19 protein-coding genes are annotated in these 19,754 nt (G+C 65.1%); 4 read left to right on the top strand and 15 right to left on the bottom strand.

Going from position 1 to position 19,754, the window contains the following annotated elements:
• Positions 1–2: 2 nt before the first annotated feature.
• The 3 genes from AC1DS0_RS25235 to AC1DS0_RS25225 all read right to left on the bottom strand — a co-directional run bounded on the left by AC1DS0_RS25235 (position 3) and on the right by AC1DS0_RS25225 (position 2,411).
• Positions 3–581, bottom strand: a complete 579-nt coding sequence (locus tag AC1DS0_RS25235) for a TRAP transporter small permease (RefSeq protein WP_476816972.1) — start codon at positions 579–581, stop codon at positions 3–5.
• A 62-nt stretch (positions 582–643) separates the two neighbouring features.
• Positions 644–1,615: a sialic acid TRAP transporter substrate-binding protein SiaP gene (locus AC1DS0_RS25230; protein WP_476816971.1), complete on the bottom strand. Its 972-nt coding sequence runs from the start codon at positions 1,613–1,615 to the stop codon at positions 644–646.
• A 43-nt stretch (positions 1,616–1,658) separates the two neighbouring features.
• Entirely contained in the window at positions 1,659–2,411 is a 753-nt protein-coding gene (locus AC1DS0_RS25225) for a FadR/GntR family transcriptional regulator (protein WP_476816970.1), read from the bottom strand.
• Between the two features lie 309 nt (positions 2,412–2,720).
• Between AC1DS0_RS25225 and mntP the strand changes: the two genes are divergently transcribed.
• Positions 2,721–3,293, top strand: a complete 573-nt coding sequence (gene mntP, locus AC1DS0_RS25220) for a manganese efflux pump MntP (RefSeq protein ID WP_476816969.1) — start codon at positions 2,721–2,723, stop codon at positions 3,291–3,293.
• Positions 3,294–3,317: 24 nt separating this feature from the next.
• On the opposite strand, the gene AC1DS0_RS25215 is transcribed toward mntP, so the two are convergent.
• From AC1DS0_RS25215 to AC1DS0_RS25200, 4 genes are read right to left on the bottom strand one after another with little or no spacing between them, the layout of a single operon-like run.
• Complete coding sequence (locus tag AC1DS0_RS25215) at positions 3,318–4,103, bottom strand: ABC transporter ATP-binding protein (RefSeq protein ID WP_476816968.1); 786 nt, start codon at positions 4,101–4,103, stop codon at positions 3,318–3,320.
• On the bottom strand, positions 4,100–4,873 hold the full coding sequence (locus tag AC1DS0_RS25210) for an ABC transporter permease (protein WP_476816967.1): 774 nt from the start codon (positions 4,871–4,873) through the stop codon (positions 4,100–4,102). The genes AC1DS0_RS25215 and AC1DS0_RS25210 overlap by 4 nt, the downstream gene beginning before the upstream one ends.
• Positions 4,874–4,875: 2 nt before the next feature.
• Positions 4,876–5,391 carry a mismatch-specific DNA-glycosylase gene (locus AC1DS0_RS25205; protein WP_476816966.1) on the bottom strand — a complete coding sequence of 172 codons (516 nt, stop codon included), beginning with the start codon at positions 5,389–5,391 and terminating at the stop codon, positions 4,876–4,878.
• A complete protein-coding gene (locus AC1DS0_RS25200; protein ID WP_476817066.1) occupies positions 5,388–6,326 on the bottom strand; it encodes an ABC transporter substrate-binding protein in 939 nt (312 codons plus the stop codon). The genes AC1DS0_RS25205 and AC1DS0_RS25200 overlap by 4 nt, the downstream gene beginning before the upstream one ends.
• A gap of 329 nt (positions 6,327–6,655) precedes the next feature.
• Between AC1DS0_RS25200 and AC1DS0_RS25195 the strand changes: the two genes are divergently transcribed.
• Positions 6,656–8,212 (top strand): acetolactate synthase large subunit, encoded by a 1,557-nt coding sequence (locus AC1DS0_RS25195; protein ID WP_476816965.1) that lies wholly within the window; start codon positions 6,656–6,658, stop codon positions 8,210–8,212.
• 79 nt (positions 8,213–8,291) lie between these two features.
• On the opposite strand, the gene AC1DS0_RS25190 is transcribed toward AC1DS0_RS25195, so the two are convergent.
• Positions 8,292–8,657, bottom strand: coding sequence for a hypothetical protein (locus AC1DS0_RS25190; protein ID WP_476816964.1), 366 nt, complete (start codon positions 8,655–8,657; stop codon positions 8,292–8,294).
• A gap of 192 nt (positions 8,658–8,849) precedes the next feature.
• On the opposite strand from AC1DS0_RS25190, the gene msrA reads away from it, so the two are divergent.
• Entirely contained in the window at positions 8,850–9,356 is a 507-nt protein-coding gene (gene msrA, locus AC1DS0_RS25185) for a peptide-methionine (S)-S-oxide reductase MsrA (protein WP_476816963.1), read from the top strand.
• 148 nt (positions 9,357–9,504) lie between these two features.
• Here the strand turns inward: msrA and AC1DS0_RS25180 are convergent, their stop codons facing one another.
• The 5 genes from AC1DS0_RS25180 to AC1DS0_RS25160 all read right to left on the bottom strand — a co-directional run bounded on the left by AC1DS0_RS25180 (position 9,505) and on the right by AC1DS0_RS25160 (position 15,188).
• The gene (locus AC1DS0_RS25180) at positions 9,505–10,548 is read right to left on the bottom strand and encodes a histone deacetylase family protein (protein WP_476816962.1); all 1,044 of its coding nucleotides are present in this window, start codon (positions 10,546–10,548) and stop codon (positions 9,505–9,507) included.
• Between the two features lie 71 nt (positions 10,549–10,619).
• Positions 10,620–12,938 (bottom strand): putative bifunctional diguanylate cyclase/phosphodiesterase, encoded by a 2,319-nt coding sequence (locus AC1DS0_RS25175; RefSeq protein WP_476816961.1) that lies wholly within the window; start codon positions 12,936–12,938, stop codon positions 10,620–10,622.
• Between the two features lie 59 nt (positions 12,939–12,997).
• Entirely contained in the window at positions 12,998–13,597 is a 600-nt protein-coding gene (locus AC1DS0_RS25170; RefSeq protein ID WP_476816960.1) for a TetR/AcrR family transcriptional regulator, read from the bottom strand.
• Complete coding sequence (locus tag AC1DS0_RS25165; RefSeq protein WP_476816959.1) at positions 13,594–14,769, bottom strand: acyl-CoA dehydrogenase family protein; 1,176 nt, start codon at positions 14,767–14,769, stop codon at positions 13,594–13,596. Before AC1DS0_RS25165 ends, AC1DS0_RS25170 begins: the two co-directional genes overlap by 4 nt.
• A gap of 146 nt (positions 14,770–14,915) precedes the next feature.
• A complete protein-coding gene (locus AC1DS0_RS25160; RefSeq protein ID WP_100961332.1) occupies positions 14,916–15,188 on the bottom strand; it encodes a hypothetical protein in 273 nt (90 codons plus the stop codon).
• A gap of 343 nt (positions 15,189–15,531) precedes the next feature.
• Here AC1DS0_RS25160 and AC1DS0_RS25155 point away from each other — a divergent pair, with 343 nt between their 5' ends.
• A complete protein-coding gene (locus tag AC1DS0_RS25155; protein WP_476816958.1) occupies positions 15,532–16,620 on the top strand; it encodes a hypothetical protein in 1,089 nt (362 codons plus the stop codon).
• 57 nt (positions 16,621–16,677) lie between these two features.
• Here AC1DS0_RS25155 and AC1DS0_RS25150 read toward each other — a convergent pair whose 3' ends face one another.
• Together AC1DS0_RS25150 and AC1DS0_RS25145 are read right to left on the bottom strand one after the other, a co-directional pair.
• Positions 16,678–17,691: a TRAP transporter substrate-binding protein gene (locus AC1DS0_RS25150; RefSeq protein WP_476816957.1), complete on the bottom strand. Its 1,014-nt coding sequence runs from the start codon at positions 17,689–17,691 to the stop codon at positions 16,678–16,680.
• Positions 17,692–17,836: 145 nt separating this feature from the next.
• Positions 17,837–19,735, bottom strand: coding sequence for a TRAP transporter large permease (locus AC1DS0_RS25145; RefSeq protein WP_476816956.1), 1,899 nt, complete (start codon positions 19,733–19,735; stop codon positions 17,837–17,839).
• Positions 19,736–19,754: the final 19 nt, after the last annotated feature.

Below are 19,754 nucleotides of genomic sequence, written 5' to 3'. Positions count from 1 at the left end.
GGTCAGGCCTCCGAGCCGTCGAAGGCCGAGGGACGCTCCAGCACGGAGTAGCCGCTCCGCCAGTTCTGCCAGGCGACCTGGATCGAGCGCAGCGTCATCAGCGCGAAGGCGATGACGACGGCGTAGAACACCGGCGATTTCGGGAACTGGATCGTCGTCATCATCTCGTCGGGGATGAGCTCGGCATAGCGATGCACCAGCACTGTGCCATAGGCGAAGAAGCCGATGCGGATGATGTCCACCACGGTCGAGAGCGCCCGGCCAGCGCCGTGCGAGAGATAGCGGTAAAGGAAGTCGACCTGGATGTGCCTGGAGGCACGTACGCAGAGCGAGGAACCGAGAAAGACGACGACGATCAGCGCGTAGATCGCGATCTCCTCGGTCCAGGCGAAGCTGTCATTGAGGACGTAGCGGGTGAAGAACTGCGCCACGACGCAGGCGACCATCAGCCAGAAGGCGGCGAGCGTCACCCAGTCCTCGATGCCGTAGCCGGAGAGATCGGCCGGCGGCGGCGCCTCGTCGAAGACGTGGGCGATCTCCTCGCTGGTGACTTGGGTATGGACTTCCGGCGTCGTGGTCATGGCTTCTTCCGCTCTGGCGAAGACAGGCGGACCGGCCGGCACGAGGCCGGCCCGCTGCGGCGTCACTTGATCGCCTGGATGCGCTCCCAGTCGGCCTTGCGGTAGCCGTACTGCTCGAAGCTGACGTTCTTCTGGACGGCGGCGAGGAAGTCGGCCTTGTCGATCTCGGTGACCGAGAGGCCCTTGTCCTTGAAGACCTGGACGAGCTTCACCTCGTCATCCTGGATCTTCTTGGTGGCGCGCGTCGCCGCCTCCTGGGCGACGTCGGTGAAGAGCTTGCGATCCTCGGGCGAGAGCTTGGCCCAGAGCTGCTTCGAGACGACCGTGTTGAGATGGTCGACGATGTGACCGGTCAGCACGATGTGCTTCTGCACCTCGTAGAACTTCTTGGCGTCGATGGTGTTGAGCGGGTTTTCCTGCGCCTCGACGGTACCGTTCTGCAGCGCGAGATAAACCTCGGCGAAAGCGATCGGCGTGGTGTTGGCGCCGCAGGCGCGCGGCATGGCGAGATAGGCCGGCACGTCGGGCACGCGGATCTTCAGGCCCTTCATGTCGGCGCAGGTCTTGATCGGCTTGTTCGAGGTGGTGTGGCGCGTGCCGTAATAGGTCACGGCCAGGATCTGGTGGCCGCTCTTCTCCTCATAGCCCTTGGCCATCTCCTTGAAGACGTCGCTCTTCACATAGGCGAGGAGATGATCCGGGCCACGGAAGATGAAGGGATAATAGGTCACGCCGATCGGCGGATAGGCGCGGGCGGCGAAGCTCGAGCCCGAGATGATCATGTCGACCGTCCCGAGCGTCAGGCCCTGGTTGATGTCGGTCTCCTTGCCGAGCTGCGAAGCCGGATAGACCGTGATCTCGTATTTGCCGTTGCTGCGCTTCTTGATCTCCTCGGCGGCCCAGACCGACTCGGTGTGGAAGGGCTCGGAGGTCTCGTAGACATGGGCCCATTTCAGCTTGATCTGGGCCTGCGCCGGGGCGCCGGCGAAGAGAGCGCCGGCGGCGAGCGCGGCAAGGGCGTAGTGCAATTTCATCGTCTGTCCTCCCTGAAGGTCACGAATAGGGTCTGGCCTTGCGTCATTTGATCGGGCGCGGCCGGCGCTGACGCTCGCCTGCCCGCTTGAGGTCGACGTCACCGAAGCTCTGCGAAAAGCGCTCCTGCGAGGCCTGGAGATGGGCGTACATCGCCGCGCGCGCCGCATCGCGATCGCCGCTGGCGAGTGCCGCGTGGATGGCGCGGTGCTCGCGCGCCGCCGAGCGCCACGATTCCTCGTTCTCGAAATACTGCGCGAGCTGACGGAAATACGGGCTCATGCGCTGGTCGAAGAGCTCGCCGACGCAGCGCACCAGCACGGTGTTCCCCAGCATCGCGGCGATCTCGACATGGAAGGCGCGGTCGAGCGCGATCAGTTGCTCCGCCGGCAGCCTGGGCTGCTCCATCTGGTCGAGAATGCCGGCAAGCCCGGCCAGTTGCGCGGGCGTCGCCTGCCCTGCTGCCTCGGCGGCGAGCGCGCCCTCGACCAGGCGGCGCGCCGCCAGAACCTCGAACGGCCCCTCGACGGGAAAGCTGGCCCCGGCAAGATGCGCGGCGGCCTGTGCGGGATCGACGACATAGACGCCCGAGCCCATGCGGATGCGCACGCGCCCCTCGACTTCGAGCGCGATCAGCGCCTCGCGCACGGACGGGCGGGAGACGCCGAGCTTCTCCGCGAGCTCGCGCTCGGGCGGCAGGCGGCTGCCGACCGGGAATTCGTGCTGGTCGATGAGATGGCGCAACTGATCGGCGATCTGCCGATACAGACGTGGCGACTCGACGACTGCGAGCGGCATCAGCTCCCGGACCCTTCCCTGCACCGCCCATTTTGCGCGGCATCGATTTGGCCATGTGGTCAGGCCAATTTTCTCGACATCAACCACCATACCGGTCTGGTGTCAACGGGTTAGAACGAGTCGAAACACAGTGCGGCTGGTAGTTCGCAAGGTCGCCACCTCCTTCACGCTATTGCTTCTCATTTATAATATATTGAAATTAAATGACTTTCTTGACTTGTTGATTGTCAATAAACTAGGAGCAGCCTCGTGAGGCGGCTGCAGCGCAGCAAGCCCGGCACACCAGATACCCAAGATACGGAAACAGCCATGTCGCCCGCCGCCATCGTCATTCTCGCCGTCGGCATGTCGATCGACGCCTTCATCGCCTCGATCGGGCGCGGTGCAAGACTGCGCCAGGCACGCCTCGCGGAAGCCATGCGCACCGGGCTGGTCTTCGGCGCGATCGAGTCGCTGACACCGGTGATCGGCTGGGCCCTGGGACTGGCGGCAAGCCGCTATGTCGCGGCGGTCGACCACTGGATCGCCTTCTTGCTGCTCGCCTTCGTCGGCGGCCGGATGGTCATCCACGCGATCCGGTCATCGGGCGCCGGGACGGACGCGGAAGCGCAGCCCGAGCGCGGCCTCGCCACGCTGCTCGCCACCGCGATCGGCACCAGCATCGATGCAATGGCGGTCGGCGTCTCGCTCGCCTTCCTGGAGGTGAACATCGCCATCGTCGCGGCCGCGATCGGGCTCGCGACCTTCCTGATGTCGACCGGCGGCATGCTGATGGGCCGCTTCGTCGGCGCGCGCTTCGGACGCTGGGCCGAGATCGCAGGTGGCCTCGCTTTGATCGGGCTCGGCCTCTCGATCTTGCACACGCATCTGACCGCGGGCTGAAGCCCGCAGTCGGTCTTCAGGCCGTCAGTGCCCCTCGGCCGCGAGCACCGCCTCGACCCGGATCTCCTCGACCAGCCGCTCCTTCAGGGCGACGAACTCCGGCGTGGTCTTGATCGTGTAGGGCCGGGGATGCGGCAGCTCGACCGGGATGTCGGCCTTGATCCGGCCGGGCCGGGCGCTCATCACCACGACGCGCGAGCCGACGAAGATCGCCTCCTCGATGTCGTGGGTGACGAAGAGCACGGTCTTCTGCTCGCGCTCCCAGATGCCGAGCAGCATTTCCTGCATCAGCGCCCGGGTCTGGTTGTCGAGCGCACCGAAAGGCTCGTCGAGCAGCAGGATCTTGGGATCGTTGGCGAGGGCGCGGGCGATCGCGGTGCGCTGCTGCATGCCCCCGGAAAGCTGCTTGGGGAAATGGTCGACGAAGCCGGCAAGGCCGACGCGCTCGGCCCACTTGCGAGCGATGTCGAGCCGCTCGCGCTCCGCCACGCCCTTCTCGCGCAGGCCGAAGGCGATGTTCTGCACCACGCTCAGCCAGGGGAAGAGCGTATAGCTCTGGAAGACGAAGCCGCGATCGGCGCCCGGCCCGGTGACGGGGGCGCCATCGAGCAGGATCTTGCCTTCGCTCGCCGTCTCCAGCCCGCCGATGATGCGCAGCAGCGTCGACTTCCCGCAGCCGGAGGGGCCGAGGATGGTGATGAAGTCGTTGTCGGCGACATTCAGCGAGGTCGGCATCAGCGCGCGCGTCGGCTGGCCCTTGCCTCTGGCCGGGAAGACCTTGCCGACCTGGTCGATCAGAAGCTTGCTCATGCTTGCGCCCACGGAAACAGGCGCTGATTGATCGCCTTGAAGAGGAAATCCGAGACCAGCCCGATCAGGCCGATGACGATGATGCCGAAGATGATCTGCCCGGTGTTCAGCAACGCCTGGCTGTCGGTGATCATGTGGCCGATGCCGGAGGAGGAGCCGATCAATTCCGCGACGATGACATAGGTCCAAGCCCAGCCGAGGACGAGACGGAAGATCTCGGCGATCTCCGGCGCGGCATTGGGCAGGAGCACGCGACGCACCACGGAGGAATCGCTGGCGCCCAGCGTATAGGCGGCATCGACCAGATCGCGCCGGATGCCGCCGACGGCGACCGCGATCATCAGCACGAGCTGGAAGAACGAGCCGATGAAGATGACGAGCAGCTTCTGCGTCTCACCGATGCCGGCCCAGAGGATCAGCAGCGGGATGAAGGCCGAGGCCGGCAGGTAGCGCGCAAAGGAGACGAAGGGCTCGAGGAAGGCCTCGACCGGCTTGTAGGCGCCCATCAGGATGCCGAGCGGCAGCGCGAAGATGACGGCGAGGATGAAGCCGCCCAGCACGCGCCAGATCGTCATGCCGATATCGAACAGGAAGCCGTGATTGACGAGCAGGTTCCAGCCTTCGCCGACCATGGTCAGCGGATCGGCGAGGAAGAGCTTCTGCACATAGCCGCCGAAGGTCGCGATCGACCAGACGACGACGAAGAGCGCGAAGAAGGCGATGCCGTAGCCGACGCGGGCGCCGGCGGAGACAGGCTGGAGTGGTTTCATCGTCAGAAACTTGTTTCCTTCACGAGGACGGCGAGTTCACGCCAGGGCTCGATAGACCAAAAGCCGGAGGCCGACCCGGAGGTAGAGGGCAGGATGAAGACGCAGCTGCCTGCAAGGGGAGACGGCTGGAGGCCATAGGCGAGCCTGTGTCCCCTCTCCTCTTCCAGCACAGCCTGGGCAGCACGCTTGCCGTTGAACGCGACGATCGCCGGAGCGTACTTGCGAATCTTGGCCAGGAAGCCGGCGCTATCGACATGGTGCCGCATCAGCGCCGTGTCGGGTCCGGACGTCCCCTTCGCGACATCGGTGAAGCCGATGCCGTATCGCGGCAGTTCCCGAAAATCCGTTGAGCCGAGGGGCTTGGAGATCAGCCCGGTCTCGAACAGGGTCTTCCAGAACTTGTTGCCGGGGCCGGCATAATAGGCGCCCCGCCGGGCGGAGACCGTCCCGGCCTGCGTGCCGCAGAACACGACATGCAGGCCGGTGGTCAGCACATCCGGCAGGACGTCATCAATCACTTGCCGGCGACGTACTTGGTCTCGACCAGCGTGGCGATGTCGGGCTTGGCCTTGATCAGGCCGATCTCCAGCAGCAGCTCGGCCGCCTTGGTGGTGAAGGCCTGCCATTCGCCGGAGAAGAACGCCTTGTTGCCGGCAGAGTCCGACCAGCGCAGATAGCCGGCCGACTTGCCGAACTGCTCGCCGGTCTGCTTCACATCGGCGCCCATGATGCCATAGGCCTTGGCCTGATCGGCCTTGATCAGCTCCAGCGCCTCGAAATAGCTCTTGGTGAGTGCTACGGCGGCCGCGTCGTTCTCGGCCAGGAATTTCGGCGTGCAGCCGAAGGTGTCCATCACCATCGGATAGTCGAGCGTGGTGGCGATGATCTTGCCGGCCTCGGGCTTCTCGCGCACGGCCGAGAGGTAGGGCTCATAGGTCATGGCGGCGTCGTTCTGGCCGGCGATGAAGGCCTGCGCGGCCGGGCCCGGCTCCATGTTGACGACGCTGACGTCCTTCACCGACATGCCGTTCTCCTTGAGGATCCAGGCGAGGGCGAAATAGGGCGAGGTGCCGGGCGCAGAGGCCGCGACCGTCTTGCCCTTGAGGTCCTTGATCGAGCTGGTCGAGCCGCGCACGGCCATGCCGTCGGCGCCATAGCTCTTGTCGAGCTGGAAGATCTGCTTGGTCTTGATCCCGGCGGCATCCCAGACGATCCAGGTCTCGACCGTGGTCGCGGCGCACTGGATGGCTCCGGAGGCCATGGCGAGATGGCGGTCCTTCTGCGGGATCTTCTGGATCGTGACGTCGAGGCCGTTCTTGGCGAAGATGCCGGCTTCCTTGGCGAGCACCAGCGGCGCAAAGCCGGTCCAGCCGGAAATGCCGATGGCGACCTTGGTCTGCGCCTGCGCGCCACTGGCGATCATGAGGGCAGCAAGGCCGATCCCGGCCAGCATCCCGATACGCTTCAAACCAGTCATGACGAACCCTTCCCCACTTGTTCCCGCCTGCAGCGGACACCCCGGCCAACGCAGCCCGATCGCGCCCATAAAGCAAGCTTCGTTCCAAATCACGTTAAATGCATATGCAATTCCGTCAAGGCGCTGCGCTTGTTGGTTCTGCGCGAACTCTGCTCACCCGGCCGACCCCGACCGGGCGGAGCACGCGCTGATCACCGCCGCTTGGGAAAGCAATGACATTCTCTTGTTTGACACTCCCGCGGCGATCCCGTCCCCTCGGCATGACAGGCGCGAAGCGCCTTTGGCTATGGAAGAGGTTTTCCCGGATGAATGGCGCCGACCGCCTGTGCGACACGCTGCTGGTCAACGATGTCGATGTCTGCTTCGCCAATCCCGGCACCTCCGAAATGCACTTCGTCGCGGCGCTCGACCGCAAGCCGCAGATGCGCTGCGTGCTCGGCCTGTTCGAGGGCGTGGTCACCGGCGCGGCCGACGGCTATGCCCGCATGGCCGACAAGCCGGCGGCGACGCTGCTGCATTGCGGGCCCGGCATGGCGAACGCGCTCGCCAACATGCACAATGCCAGGCGCGCCTATACGCCGATGATCAACGTGGTCGGCGACCATGCGACCTATCATCTCCAGCACGATGCGCCGCTGACCAGCGACATCGAGAGCCTGGCCCGGCCGATGTCGCAGTTCGTGCGCCGCATCACCTCGCCTGAGGATGTCGGCCCGGCGATCGGCGAGGCCTATGCCGCCTCGCTCTCTTTGCCTGGCGTCACCACCGTGATCCTGCCGGCCGATTGCGCCTGGGGCAGCGTCGAGCCGGCGGAGCTGAAGCGGACGCCAGTGCCCGCGCCCAAGCCGGTCGATGCGGCCCAGATCCGCGCGGTTGCTGGCCTGCTGCGCAAGCACGGCTCGCGCGGGGCGATCATGCTGACCGGTTCGGCGCTACGCGAGGGGCCGATGAACATGGCCGCGCGCGTCTGCGCCGCGACCGGCGCGCAGATCTTCTCGCAGATGTCGAACGGGCGGATCGAGCGCGGCGCCGGCCGTGTCGCGATCCCGAAGGTGTTCTATCCGATCGACATGGCGCTGCAGCAGCTCAAGGACATCGACCTGCTGGTGCTGATCGGTGCCCAGGTGCCGGTCGGCTTTTTCGCCTATCCCGGCAAGCCCGGCCGGCTGGTGCACGAGAACTGCCAGGTCGAGCAATTGGCCGTGCAGGGCGACGACCTGCCGGGTGCGATCGAGGCACTGGTCGACGAACTCTCCGCACGGACGACGCCGCCCGCCTTCATCGCCGCACCGCAGAAAACCGACAGCGCGCTGCCGACCGGCACGCTCGACGCCGACAAGGTCTGCACCATCGTCGCGCGGCTCCTGCCGGAGAACGCGATCATCTGCGACGAGTCGGTCTCGTCGGGCCGCAGCTTCTACTATGACTGCCATGGCGCGCCGCAGCACGACTACATCCAGCTCACCGGCGGCTCGATCGGCGAAGGCATTCCACTTTGTGTCGGCGCGGCGGTCGCCTGCCCCGATCGCAAGGTCATCGGCATGCAGGCCGACGGCTCCGGCATGTACACAGTGCAGGGCCTGTGGACGCAGGCGCGCGAGAATCTCGACGTCGTCACCGTGGTCTTCGCCAACCGGACCTATGCGATCCTGCATGGCGAGATGCGCAATGTCGGCGTCAACGATTTCGGCCGCAACGCCAAGCTGATGCTCAATATCGACAAGCCGGCGCTCGACTGGGTCTCGATGGCGAAGGGCATGGGCGTCGAAGCCGGCCGCGCCACGACGGCCGAGGAGTTCGCCAGGCTGTTCAAGGGGGCGCTTGGGCGGAAAGGACCGTTCCTGATCGAGGCCGTGATCTGAAGGTCAGCCACGTCGGCACCTGCGCCCAGTTAGAACGCCGGGCGCAAGCAACGCGAACTCGCCACATCCGGCGGCGATTTTATTCGATTGTGGTTTGATAGTTGATTGTCGAGCAACCTGATCCGCCGCGGTTCGTCCCGCAGACTTTGACAGCGTATGTATCTAGCCCTTTGAAACCGGATTTTGGCGTGTAGCTGAAATTGAAGGCACCAGTTTGCACGAACTTTCCGTTTCTCGGAAAGGAAACAATGCTTGCACTCGTAAAGGCTGCCTGGCCTCCCGAGCGAAAGAAGTGTCCACAACCCTTGGAATCCGCGACCTGAACATAGGTCACAGTATCGTTCTGATCCAGGAAAAATGGATAGCCCGCAGGCGGTGAACATTTGGCTTCGGCCGCAGCGAAGGCAAAGACTGAAAAACAACCAGCCAAAATCAGAACTCTCATTTTTCTCCCCGGAGAGTTTCAACGGAGGAGAGATACCTTACCCTCACGCTAGGTCAACGGGAAAACACAACCCAGCGTCGCATAGTTGGTAGCCTGCCGCGAGCCGCGATTCGCGCAGCCCCTAAGGCCAATGCAATGATGTGGCGAACTCAGGCTTCGATGCTTATCTCGCCGGGATCAAGGAGGTTTGACATGACAGAACGTGCTGTACTCGCAGGCGGTTGCTTCTGGGGCATGCAGGACCTGATCCGCAAGCTCCCCGGCGTCGAGACGACCCGGGTCGGCTACACCGGCGGCGACGTGAAGAATGCGACCTATCGCAATCACGGGACCCATGCCGAGGGCATCGAGATCACCTTCGATCCCGCCAAGATCGGCTACCGGCAGCTGGTGGAGTTCTTCTTCCAGATCCACGATCCGACGACGCTGAACCGCCAGGGCAACGACCTCGGCACCAGCTATCGCTCTGGCATCTACTATGTCGACGAGACGCAGAAGCAGATCGCCGAGGAGGTAATCGCCGAGGTGAACGCCTCCGGACGTTGGCCCGGCCGCGTGACCACCGAGGTGAAGCCCGAAGGCGATTTCTGGGAGGCCGAGCCGGAGCACCAGGATTATCTGGAGCGCTATCCGGCCGGCTATACCTGCCACTGGGTCCGCCCGGACTGGGTGCTGCCGCGTCGCGAGGCCGCAGAGTAGCTAGGCCCCTTCTCGCCTCGGGGGAGAAGGTCCCGGCAGGGGGATGAAGGCAGAATGACTGGGTGAACGAAAAGGGTCGCTTACGCGGCCCTTCCCTCATCCGACCCGGCTGCGCCGGGCCACCTTCTCCCCCGAGGGGAGAAGGAAGCTATCCCTTGAACCCACCCAAGAACGCATCGAGGCAATCGCCGATCGCCTCGATCGCATAGCCGCCTTCCTGCACCACCAGCGTCGGCAGGCCGAGCGCCTTCACCTTCGCGCCGATCGTGCCGAAATCGGCGGCGTCGAGCTTGAGCACGCCGATCGGATCGTCCTTGTGGGCGTCGTAGCCGAGCGCGATCACCAGGGCTTCCGCACCGAACTCGCGGATGGCGCGGCCGGCGCGGTCGACCGCCGCTTCCATCTCGGCGCCGCCGGCACCATGGGCGAGCGGCAGGTTGAGGTTGAAGCCCTCGCCCGGCCCGTTACCGCGCTCGTCTGCATAGCCGGTGAAGAAGGGGTAGTAGTCTGCCGGATCGGCATGGACCGAGATCGTCAGCACGTCGTTGCGGCGATAGAAGATCTGCTGGGTGCCGTCGCCGTGATGGGCGTCGACATCGAGGATCGCGACCTTGCCGAACTTCGAGCGCAGGCGCTGCGCGGCGATCGCGCTGTTGTTCAGATAGCAGAAGCCGGTGGCGCGATCTGCGCGGGCGTGATGGCCGGAGGGACGGCAGAGCGAATAGACGGCCCGCTCGCCCGCGAGAACCGCGTCGGCGCCGGAGACCGCCGTCTCGGCCGAGCGCAGGGTCGAGAGCCAGCAATGCTCGCCGACCGGCACGGAGAGATCGCCGAGATACCAGCCGAGCTGACCCATGATCCCGGTCGGCCGGCAGGGCGGACGGACATTCTCGTCGGTGCGGCCACTCCAATAGGGGAAGGTGTTGGGCCAGGCCTCGGGTCCACGCTCGGGCAGAGCGAGCCAGCGCTGCCAAAGCCCCTCCAGAAAACGGACGAAGCCTTCGTCATGAACGGCAAGGATCGGCGCCGTGCCATGCTCGGCCGGGCGCTCGGCCGCGACGCCGTGCTTGGCGAGCGCGCCGAGCAGCCGCTCGGTCCGTTCCGGCAGGTCCTTGGGCGCCACGATCTTGCCGAAGCGCATATATTGCTGCGGATCATGCTTGGACTGGTCGGGATGATAGAAGGCGCGCATGCAGGGCTCTCGGCATCGACAGTGAGACCGGCATAGCGCCACGAAAATCGTGCTGCGACCAGTGCGCCAGATCAGGCGGCGGCACTATCCCCGTGCATGGCGTCGCCCTTGGGCAGCAGGTCCGGCAGCTGCAGCAGCCAGGGCACGCGGCCGGCGGGAGCAGGTCTGGCGTAACGATAGCCCTGTGCGAAGCGGCAACCCTGCTCCTTCAGGAAGGCCTCCTGCTCGGCGGTCTCGACACCCTCGGCAATGACGTCGAGGCGCAGATCGGCGGCGAGCCGAAGCAGCGCCCGCACGATCGCGGCATCGCCGCCATTCTCGGTGACGTGACTGACGAAGCCGCGGTCGATCTTGAGCGCATCGACCTGGAAGCGCTTGAGATGGGTGAGCGAGGCGTAGCCGGTGCCGAAATCGTCGAGCGCAACGCGCAGGCCCGCAGCGCGCAGGGTCTTCAGCGTGCGCTCGGCCTCGTCGGCATTGCGGGTGAGCAGCACCGTCTCGGTGACCTCGACACCGAAATAGCTGGCCGGCACGCCGGCCGCGGCGAGCTGGCTGAGCAGGCGCTCCGGCAGCGCCGGGTCGCGGAAGACGCTCGCCGCGAGGTTGACGCAGACATGGCCGACATCGAGCCCGGCATCGAGCCAGCGGCGTAGATCGCTCACCACGGCCGCGATGATCGCGTCGCTGATCCCAGCGGCGATCTCGGGATCCTGGAAGCCTTCCTGAAAGGCGGCGGCCGGGATGATCCCGCGCTCGGAATGACGCCAGCGCGCCAGAGCCTCGAAGCCGACGACCCGGCCGGTGTCGACCGCGACCTGCGGCTGATAGTAGGGCAGGATGCGCTCGTCCTTCAGCGCGCCGGCCAGCCCCTGGCAGACCGCGACGCGGCGCGCCATCGCGGCCCGCATCGCCGGCTCGTAGACGATCGCCATGTTGCGGCCGTTCGCCTTGGCCCGGTAGAGCGCGAGATCGGCGTCTTTCATCAATTCGACGCCGTCGCGATCATGCTCGGGCGCGAGCGCGATGCCGAGACTCGCCCGCGTCGCGATCATCTGGCCGGCATGCTCGCAGGGCTGGCGCAGCACCTCGATCAGCGCCTCGCCCCGGGTCAGCGCCTGGAACCCAGTCAGCCGCTGCGTCGAGAGCACGACGAACTCGTCGCCGCCGAGCCGCGCGACCAACTCGTCCGGGCCGATCGCCGCAGCGAGCCGCTTCGCCGCCTCGATCAGCAGCGCATCGCCCGCATCGTGACCGAGCGTGTCGTTGATCGATTTGAAGTCGTCGAGATCGATCAGGAAGAGCGCGACCGCCCCGCCCTTGCTCGCCATCCGCGCCAGGGCCTGCTGCATCCGCTCGTGGAACAACAAACGATTGGGCAGGCCGGTCAACGCGTCATGTGTCGCCTGGCGGCGGGTCCGAGCCTCGGCCGCCTTGCGATCGGTGATGTCGACGATCCCTGCGACGACGGCCGGGTTCTCGCCGATCGGCAATGTCGTGGCGGTGATCAGCACGTCGCGGACGGCCCCGCTGCCATCGCGGACCTGCGCCTCATGGCTCTCGATCTGGTCATGGTCCTTCAGCAGGCGGGCGATGACGCGACGATTGCCGCCGTCGAGCAGGATGTCCTGGACCTGCGCCTGCGTGACCTCGTCGCCGAAATAGCGCTTGGCGGCATCGTTGCCGCGCAGAAAACGGCCATCGCCGCGCGAGGTGACGATGAGCGGGATCGGCACTGCCATGAAGACGCGTTCGATCATCGCCTGGCTGGCGCCGAGCTCGTCCTTGGCCTGGCGCTCGGCCTGTGTCGCCGCCCATTCGAGCCGGCGCAGCCGGTTGCCGTGGACGACGACCAGCCCGAGCGCGAAGTTGAGCATGACGAGGACGAGGATCAGGCCGGGAAGCGTCGAGGGCAGTGGCCCATTGCCGAGATATCCGGCGAGCATCAGCGCGCTGCAGCCGAGCCCCAGGACAAGCGTCCAGCGGAAGGCCGTCGGCGCGACCAGATAGAAGATCGACGGCAGCATCAGCACGACGAAGAGGGCAAGATCGCTCCGCGACGACACCAGCAGCGCGACCATCAGCGCGGTCGAGACCTCCCAGCCGATCAGCACTCCTTGCGCCTGCGAGAAGCGCGTCGCCTTGCGCACCAGCGCAAAGCAGAGAAGCGAGGCGAAGACGACCATCAGGCGCGCTGGCACGGCGACGAAGAAATGCGGCGTGCCGTGGAAGCGCCAGTCGCTGGCGAGAAAGAGCGTGTTGAGGACCGCCGAGATCAGGAAGATCAACCGGCATTGCCGCAGCGTCTCGCCAAAGCGCGCATCGCGGAACGCCGCCTCGCGGATGGAATCCCGGAATTCGCCACCAAATCGAAACAGGCCGTCGCGTGTCATGCCGTACACTCGTTCGGCAGCGGTCAAGGCCAGGTTAAAGCGAACCGGCGATCAGTGTCCTAAGGCGCGACGAGTGCCGCGAGCTCGCCGGCAAGTTGTGCGATGTCGAAACGCCCCTCGCGATACCAATCGACCGAGCCGTTCATGGCGCCGAGCAGGAAGAGCCGCAACCGCTCCGGTACGACGCCGGGCGCGAGCACGCCCGCGCCGGCAAGCTCCTCGACCAGCCTTCGCCAGAGATCGTCATAGGCGCGGCGGGTGGCGCGCACGCTCTCGGGTGTCGGATTCTCGCCGAAGCTGAAGACCTTGATGCTGGCGCAGGTGTAGTCGGAATGGCCGTGCAGGGCGGCGAGATGCGCTGCGATCGCCGCCTCGAGCCGGCGACGCATATCGGCCTTGTCGGTCGCGTCCAGAGCGGCGAGCACAGCTTCATGGACGAAGCCGACACCGTCATTGACGACAGCCTCGACGATCTCCTCCTTCGAACGGAAGTGATAATAGAGGCTGGCCTTGCGGATCCCGACCGCCTCGGCGATCTCGCGCAGGCTGGTCTGGTGATAGCCATTGCTGCGCAGCAGGCGCGCCGCATGGTCGAGGATCAGGCGGCGTGCGCCGCCCTCCAGCTCTGCCCGTTCGGCGCGTCCGGTCACGACCGTCACAGCCGCTTCGCCACCTCTTCGAGCATGACCTCGGTGGCGCCGCCACCGATCGCCTGGACGCGCGCGTCCCGGGCCATGCGCTCGATCGCGCTCTCGCGCATGAAGCCCATGCCGCCATGGAACTGGACGCAGGCATACATGACTTCGTTGACCAGTTCACCGCAGTAGGCCTTGACCATCGAGACCTCGCGCGTCGCATCGAAGCCCTTGGCGTCGAGCCAGGCGGCGTGATGGACGAGCTGGCGCCCGGCCTCGACCTTGCCTGCGAGCATGGCGAGCTTCTGGCGGATCGCCTGCTTCTGCCAGAGCGGGGCGCCGAAGGCCATGCGCGTGCGGACATAATCGACCGTCAGTTCGATCGCGGCCTGCGCCTCGCCCATCGCCATGGCGCCGATCACGGTGCGCTCATTCTGGAAATTGCGCATGATCGCGTAGAAGCCGCGCCCCTCGCCGCCGAGCAGGTTCTGCGCCGGAATCCGGCAATCCTCGAAGACCAGCTCGGCCGTGTCGGAGGAACGCCAGCCATGCTTGTCGAGGGCGCGGCTGACGCGGAAGCCGGGCGTGTCCTTCTCGATCAGGAACATCGAGACCGACTGCGACGGCTTGCCCGAGGGATCGGTCTTGGCGGCGACGCAATAGAGATCGGCATGCACGCCATTGGTGATGAACATCTTGGCACCGTTCAGCACATAGGAATCGCCGTCGCGCCGGGCCGTGGTGCGAATGCCCTTCACGTCGGAGCCGGCATCAGGCTCGGTGACGGCGATGGCACAGATCACCTTGCCGGCGACGATATCGGGCATCCAGCGATCGCGCTGCGCCTTGCTGCCGGCATTGAAGACATGGACCGAGGCCATGTCGGTATGAACGAGCGCGGTGATGGCGAAGCCCGAGAAGGTCGAACGGCCGAGCTCCTCGGCCAGCACCACGGTCGCGAGCGTGTCGAGCTCGGAGCCGCCATATTCGGCGGGATAGCGGATACCGAGGAAGCCGAGCTCGCCCATGCGGGCCAGCACCTGCCGCGGTACCATGCCGGCCTCTTCCCAGGCGAGCCCGTGCGGCTTGACTTCGTTCGTGACGAAGCGGCGCAGCTGGTCGCGCAGCGCCTCGTGCTCCTCGCCGAAATAGGGCGAACGGAGTGTTCCGCCGCCGACCGCATCGAAACTGTCCATTGCCGCCATCATGCTCCGCTATTCCTGCATGAATCTAACCTACCGTCTGGCAGGTAGGCAATATTCCGAGTACACAGATGAAAAGAGGGGCTCCGAGGCCCCTCTTCCTCCATGCCGGTGTGATCGCCAGTCGTCAGATCGCAGGATCAGTTGCAGCCGCAGCCATGCCCGCCATTGCCGATCCCGATACCGCCGCGGCCGACGCTGACCTTGTTGCCGTTGAGGATGCCGTTGCCGCTCAGCACCGAGACGTTGTTGAGCACCTTGACGTTGGAGACGGCTGTCGTGACCGAAGCAACCGACGCCACGACGTTGCCGAGGAGCCCGCCGCCGCGGCTGCCGGAGCCGCCATGGCCGCCGGCGAAGGCGGGGCTGACCGAGAAGGCGGCGATCGAGGCAAGAACAAATGCGTATTTCATCTTTCTCTCCCTGCACTCGCTCCGGGTGTCGAAGCGATATGCACGTTTTGGTTGTATTTTATCTTTGGCGCAACCTGAACACATTGTTAACCATACTTGCTAGCGTTAACCTCCATGCACTCGAATACAATCTGACGCATCCTAAATATAAAAATATATTTTATCAGATCTATTCTTAGTATACAATCAGGATCTTGACTATATTAACTGACGATTAGGCATGATCATCCACCTTCGCTTGAAAGGGGTGATGATCATGTGTGCTATCAGTTCAGTCTTCGCGTTCTTTTGCATTGCGGCCAGCGCCTTTCCTGCAGCTGCGGGAGAGGATGCGACAGAGACTGTGACTTCGACAGCAGTGGCCGGACTGCGCGGCGGCTTCGACTCGAGCCCGACCAACAGCAAGGGCGAAAAGGGCAGTCCGACGCTCACCGGCTTCGCGAGCTGGAATTATCTGCGCGGCACGCTGCAGGACAGCTACGGGCTCGACCTTCTCCTGGTCGACACCCAGTACGACCCCCGCCAGCTCGCCGCCAGCCGGTCGCATGCGCTGACGCTGAAGCACGCAACCGGGATCGGCGAGAACCTCACCCTGCAATCCTCGCTTGCGATCGAGAACGAGCAGAGCTGGTCGCGTCGCCGCAATGCGCTGACCTGGCGCGAACGGCTCAATCTCAGCCTCGGCTCCTTCAGGCTCTTCGCCAATGCCGAGGCGCGGCTCGCCGCGCTGAACGAGCGCAATGTCTTCGCCGATGGCGATTTCCTGCCGCAGGACGAGAACCTCGCCATGCTCGGCATCACGCCGGGCATCGCCTGGCGCCAGGGTGAGACCGAGATCGGCGTCTCCTTTACGACGTCGAGCACGCGCTTCACCAACGGCATCGATTATCTCGGCATGCGCCGCGACAACTACCGGCTGCAGCCCAATCTCTTCGTCTCGACCGCGCTGAAGGGCGCGAGCTTCGAGGCCTCGCTCTCGCCGCTGCAGGTCATCTTCCCGGACAAGGAATTCGAGAACGAGAAGAAGCTGCTCTACACGGCCAAGCTCCGCGTTCCCTATGAATGGCTGACGCTCGACCTGTCGTCCGGCCGCACCGTCGAGGACACCACCCTGCCCTTCGCCGTGATCAACCTCGTGACCCAGCACGAGGGCAAGCTCACGGCGCGCTTCAACGACACAAACGCGCTTTCGCTCACCGTCCGGCAGAAGCTGGAGGATTATCTCGGGCTCGACTCGACGACGCGCACCTCCAGCATCGGCCTCGATTATGCGCGCGGCCTCGGCAACGGTATGACCGCGACCGCCTCGGCCGCCTGGCGCAAGACCAAGGATACCGGGCTGGAAGCGGTACCCGCCTTCGTGGTCCAGCTCGGGCTGCAGAAGCAGCTCGATTTCAGCGAGCCGGGCAAGGCGGTGAAGAAGGGCGGCTGAAACAGTGACGGCGCACCTCGAAAGGCGCGCCGCAACGAAGCATCGAAAGTGATGCGATCAGGCCAGCTTGCCGCCGACCGCCTTCTCCAGGATCGCCCAGGCCTCGTCGCCGTACTTGCCCTTCCACTCGCCGTAGAAGCCGGCCTTCTGCAGCGCAGCGCGGAATTCGTCGGCCTTGGTCTGGTTGATGACCATGCCCTTCGAGGTCAATTCGGCCTGCAGGCCGGCATTGAGCTTGGCGACGTCGGCGCGCTCCAGCAAAGCGGCAGCGTCGATGTTCTTGGCGACGATCGTCCGCAGGTCCTGCGGCAGCCGATCCCAGGCGCGGCGATTGGCCAGGAACCAGAAGCCGTCCCACATGTGGTTGGTGAGCGAGAGGTACTTCTGCACCTCGAACAGCTTGGCGGTCGCGATGATCGCGAGCGGGTTCTCCTGGCCGTCGACGATCTTGGTCTGCAGCGCCGTATAGACCTCGGCGAAGTTGATGCTGGCCGGGGCCGAGTCGAAGGCCTTGAACATCGAGGTCCAGAGCGGCGAGACCGGCACGCGAATCTTGAAGCCCTTGAGGTCGGCGGGGCTCGTGATCGCACCCTTGGATGAGGTCATCTGGCGGAAGCCATTGTCCCAGATCTTGTCGAGGACGTGCAGGTTCGCCTTGGCGATCTGCCCGCGGACATAAGCACCGAGCTCGCCATCCATCGCCTTCCAGACGGAGTCATAGTCCGGGAACGCGAAGCCGATGCCGCTGACCGAGGCGTTCGGCACCAGCGTCGACAGGATCAGCGGCGACAGCGTGAAGAACTCGACGCCGCCGGAGCGGACCTGGTTCAGCATGTCGGTGTCGGAGCCGAGCTGGTTGTTCGGGAAGATCTGGATGACGACCCGGCCATTGGTCTCGGCCTTGATCTTCTCCATCGCTTCGGCGGCGCGCACATTCATCGGATGCGCCAACGGCAGGTTGTTGGCGTATTTGTAGGTGAATTCCGGCGTCTGGGCGCGGGCGATCGAGAAGGTCCCGATCGTGGCGGCGGCAGTGGCGCCCTGCAGGATCGTGCGGCGTGAGATGGACATGGTCTTTCCTCCCTGAAGGTTCTTCATTGGTCAGCGCAGCCTCGTTCGGACACGCCAAGGCGTTTCGGTCATGCTGGCGCGGGTTTTCGCCATCCGGCAATCGACGGCCGCGACGGGTGGCCATGATGGAACGACATGGCGTGCCTCACAGGAACATCGTCGAGAAGGACGGCACATAGGCGATGATGGCGAGGCCGGCGAGCAGCGCGAGCAGATAGGGCCAGATCGCGCCCATCGCCTCGTCCGGTTCGACATTGCCAATCTTGCAGGCGATGTAGAAACCGATGCCGACCGGCGGCGTCATCAGGCCGATGTTCATCGCGGTGACCACCACCATCGAATAGTGGATGTCGTTGATGCCGAGACTCTTGGCGATCGGGAACATCAAGGGCGCCATCAGGACGATCGCTGGCAGGCCCTCGAGCACGCAGCCGAGGATCATGAAGACAACGATCGTCACCGCCATGAAGCTGATCCAGCCGCCGGGCAGATGCGACATCGCGGTCGCAAGATCACGGGCGAAGCCCGTCTGGGTCAGCGCCCAGGCCATGGCCGAGGCGGTGCCAAGGATCATCAGGATCGCACCCGAGAGCGCCGCGGTCTCGACCAGCATGCCGTAGAAGGTACGCCAGCTGATGCCGCCATAGAGCACGATGCCGACGATCAGCGCATAGAGCACGGCGATGGTCGAAACCTCGGTCGCGGTAGCGACGCCGCCGCCGACGGCACTGCGGATCAGGAAGGGCAGGACGAGGGCCGGCGCCGCGACCAGCGCCGTCTTCCAGATCACAGTGAAAGGCGCGCGGCGCACACCCTTCAGCATCTCGCCACGCGCTTTCCAGCGCGCCAGGATAGCGAGCACGAGCAGCAGCACGGTCGCGACGACGAGGCCGTTGGTGAAGAGCCCTGCGATCGAGACCCCGGCGACCGAGCCGAGCACGATCAGCACGATCGAGGGCGGCACGGTCTCGGCCATGGCAGCGCCGGTCGAGAGCAGCGCGATCAGCTCCTTCGGCTGGTAGCCGCGCCGCTTCATCTCCGGGAACAGCGCGGGCGCCACCGTGGCCATGTCGGAGACCTTGGAGCCGGAAATGCCCGAGACCAGGAAGAGCGAGCCGAGCAGCACATAGGACATGCCGGCGCGGACGTGCCCCAGCAGTGAAGCGAGGAAGTCGACGATCGCCTTGCCCATGCCGGTGGCGTCGAGCACGCAGCCGAGCAGCACGAAGATCGGCACCGAAAGCAGGATCAGGCTCGACATGCCCTCGTCCATGCGCCCGATCATCACGAAGATCGGCACGCTGGTGCTGAAGGAGAGGAAGCAGAGCGCGCCCAGCCCAAAGCAGAAGGCGATCGGAATGCCGGCGACGAGGCAGAGCCCGACAACGCCGAGCAGGAAGATCGCGATGTTGACGTAGCCCAGCGTCTTGAACACCGGCGTCAGCAGGAAGAAGGCTGCCGCGACGAGGCCGATCACCACGGCGGAGATCAGGAGGTCGCGCAGGGTGCAGGTCCTGATCGCATAGGTCAGCACCAGCGCCAGCATGGCGATGATGCCGAAGGCGATGGCCGAAACGCGATAGCTCGAGGGTATGTTGAGCGCCGCCGAGGTGACGTAGGATTCTTCGATGACGTAGTCGATCGCCGGCCAGGTCATCACCGCGAGGAAAGTCGCGACCGCGAGCAGGCCGAAGGCATGGACGAAACCGCCCAAACGCTCCGGCAGCATGCCGACGAACAGAGTCAGGCGTAAGTGCTCGTTGCGGTCGATCGCGATGGCAGCGCCGAGCATGGCGAGCCAGAGGAAGCAGATCGAGGCAGCCTCGTCGATCCAGACCACCGGGATCGACAGGACATAGCGCGAGGTCACGCCAGCAAGCAGCAAAGTGACGATGGCGACGAGCAGGATCGCGGCGATGACCTCGAGCGGGCGCACCAGCGCCGAGCCGACACGCTTCGGGGTATGGTCGAGGCTCTCCAGGACCGCGGCGACGCCATCGCTGGCATGCGCGCCGGCGGCTGCGCTCGTGCTTGTTTCGGCCATAAGGGCCGCTCCTCCCATC

Source organism: Allobosea sp. P4_H5, assembly GCF_056400825.1.
Note: the sequence above shows the minus strand (reverse complement) of the source record. Positions and strands in the feature narration are given on the sequence as shown.

Coding starts and splice junctions, on each gene's coding strand:
- AC1DS0_RS25230 (WP_476816971.1), bottom strand. CDS start 1,615: ATGAAATTGCACTACGCCCTTGCCGCGCTCGCCGCCGGCGCTCTCTTC.
- AC1DS0_RS25210 (WP_476816967.1), bottom strand. CDS start 4,873: ATGAAACCACTCCAGCCTGTCTCCGCCGGCGCCCGCGTCGGCTACGGC.
- AC1DS0_RS25215 (WP_476816968.1), bottom strand. CDS start 4,103: ATGAGCAAGCTTCTGATCGACCAGGTCGGCAAGGTCTTCCCGGCCAGA.
- msrA (WP_476816963.1), top strand. CDS start 8,850: ATGACAGAACGTGCTGTACTCGCAGGCGGTTGCTTCTGGGGCATGCAG.
- AC1DS0_RS25160 (WP_100961332.1), bottom strand. CDS start 15,188: ATGAAATACGCATTTGTTCTTGCCTCGATCGCCGCCTTCTCGGTCAGC.
- mntP (WP_476816969.1), top strand. CDS start 2,721: ATGTCGCCCGCCGCCATCGTCATTCTCGCCGTCGGCATGTCGATCGAC.
- AC1DS0_RS25175 (WP_476816961.1), bottom strand. CDS start 12,938: ATGACACGCGACGGCCTGTTTCGATTTGGTGGCGAATTCCGGGATTCC.
- AC1DS0_RS25165 (WP_476816959.1), bottom strand. CDS start 14,769: ATGGACAGTTTCGATGCGGTCGGCGGCGGAACACTCCGTTCGCCCTAT.
- AC1DS0_RS25235 (WP_476816972.1), bottom strand. CDS start 581: ATGACCACGACGCCGGAAGTCCATACCCAAGTCACCAGCGAGGAGATC.
- AC1DS0_RS25225 (WP_476816970.1), bottom strand. CDS start 2,411: ATGCCGCTCGCAGTCGTCGAGTCGCCACGTCTGTATCGGCAGATCGCC.
- AC1DS0_RS25190 (WP_476816964.1), bottom strand. CDS start 8,657: ATGAGAGTTCTGATTTTGGCTGGTTGTTTTTCAGTCTTTGCCTTCGCT.
- AC1DS0_RS25145 (WP_476816956.1), bottom strand. CDS start 19,735: ATGGCCGAAACAAGCACGAGCGCAGCCGCCGGCGCGCATGCCAGCGAT.
- AC1DS0_RS25150 (WP_476816957.1), bottom strand. CDS start 17,691: ATGTCCATCTCACGCCGCACGATCCTGCAGGGCGCCACTGCCGCCGCC.
- AC1DS0_RS25180 (WP_476816962.1), bottom strand. CDS start 10,548: ATGCGCGCCTTCTATCATCCCGACCAGTCCAAGCATGATCCGCAGCAA.
- AC1DS0_RS25200 (WP_476817066.1), bottom strand. CDS start 6,326: ATGCTGGCCGGGATCGGCCTTGCTGCCCTCATGATCGCCAGTGGCGCG.
- AC1DS0_RS25195 (WP_476816965.1), top strand. CDS start 6,656: ATGAATGGCGCCGACCGCCTGTGCGACACGCTGCTGGTCAACGATGTC.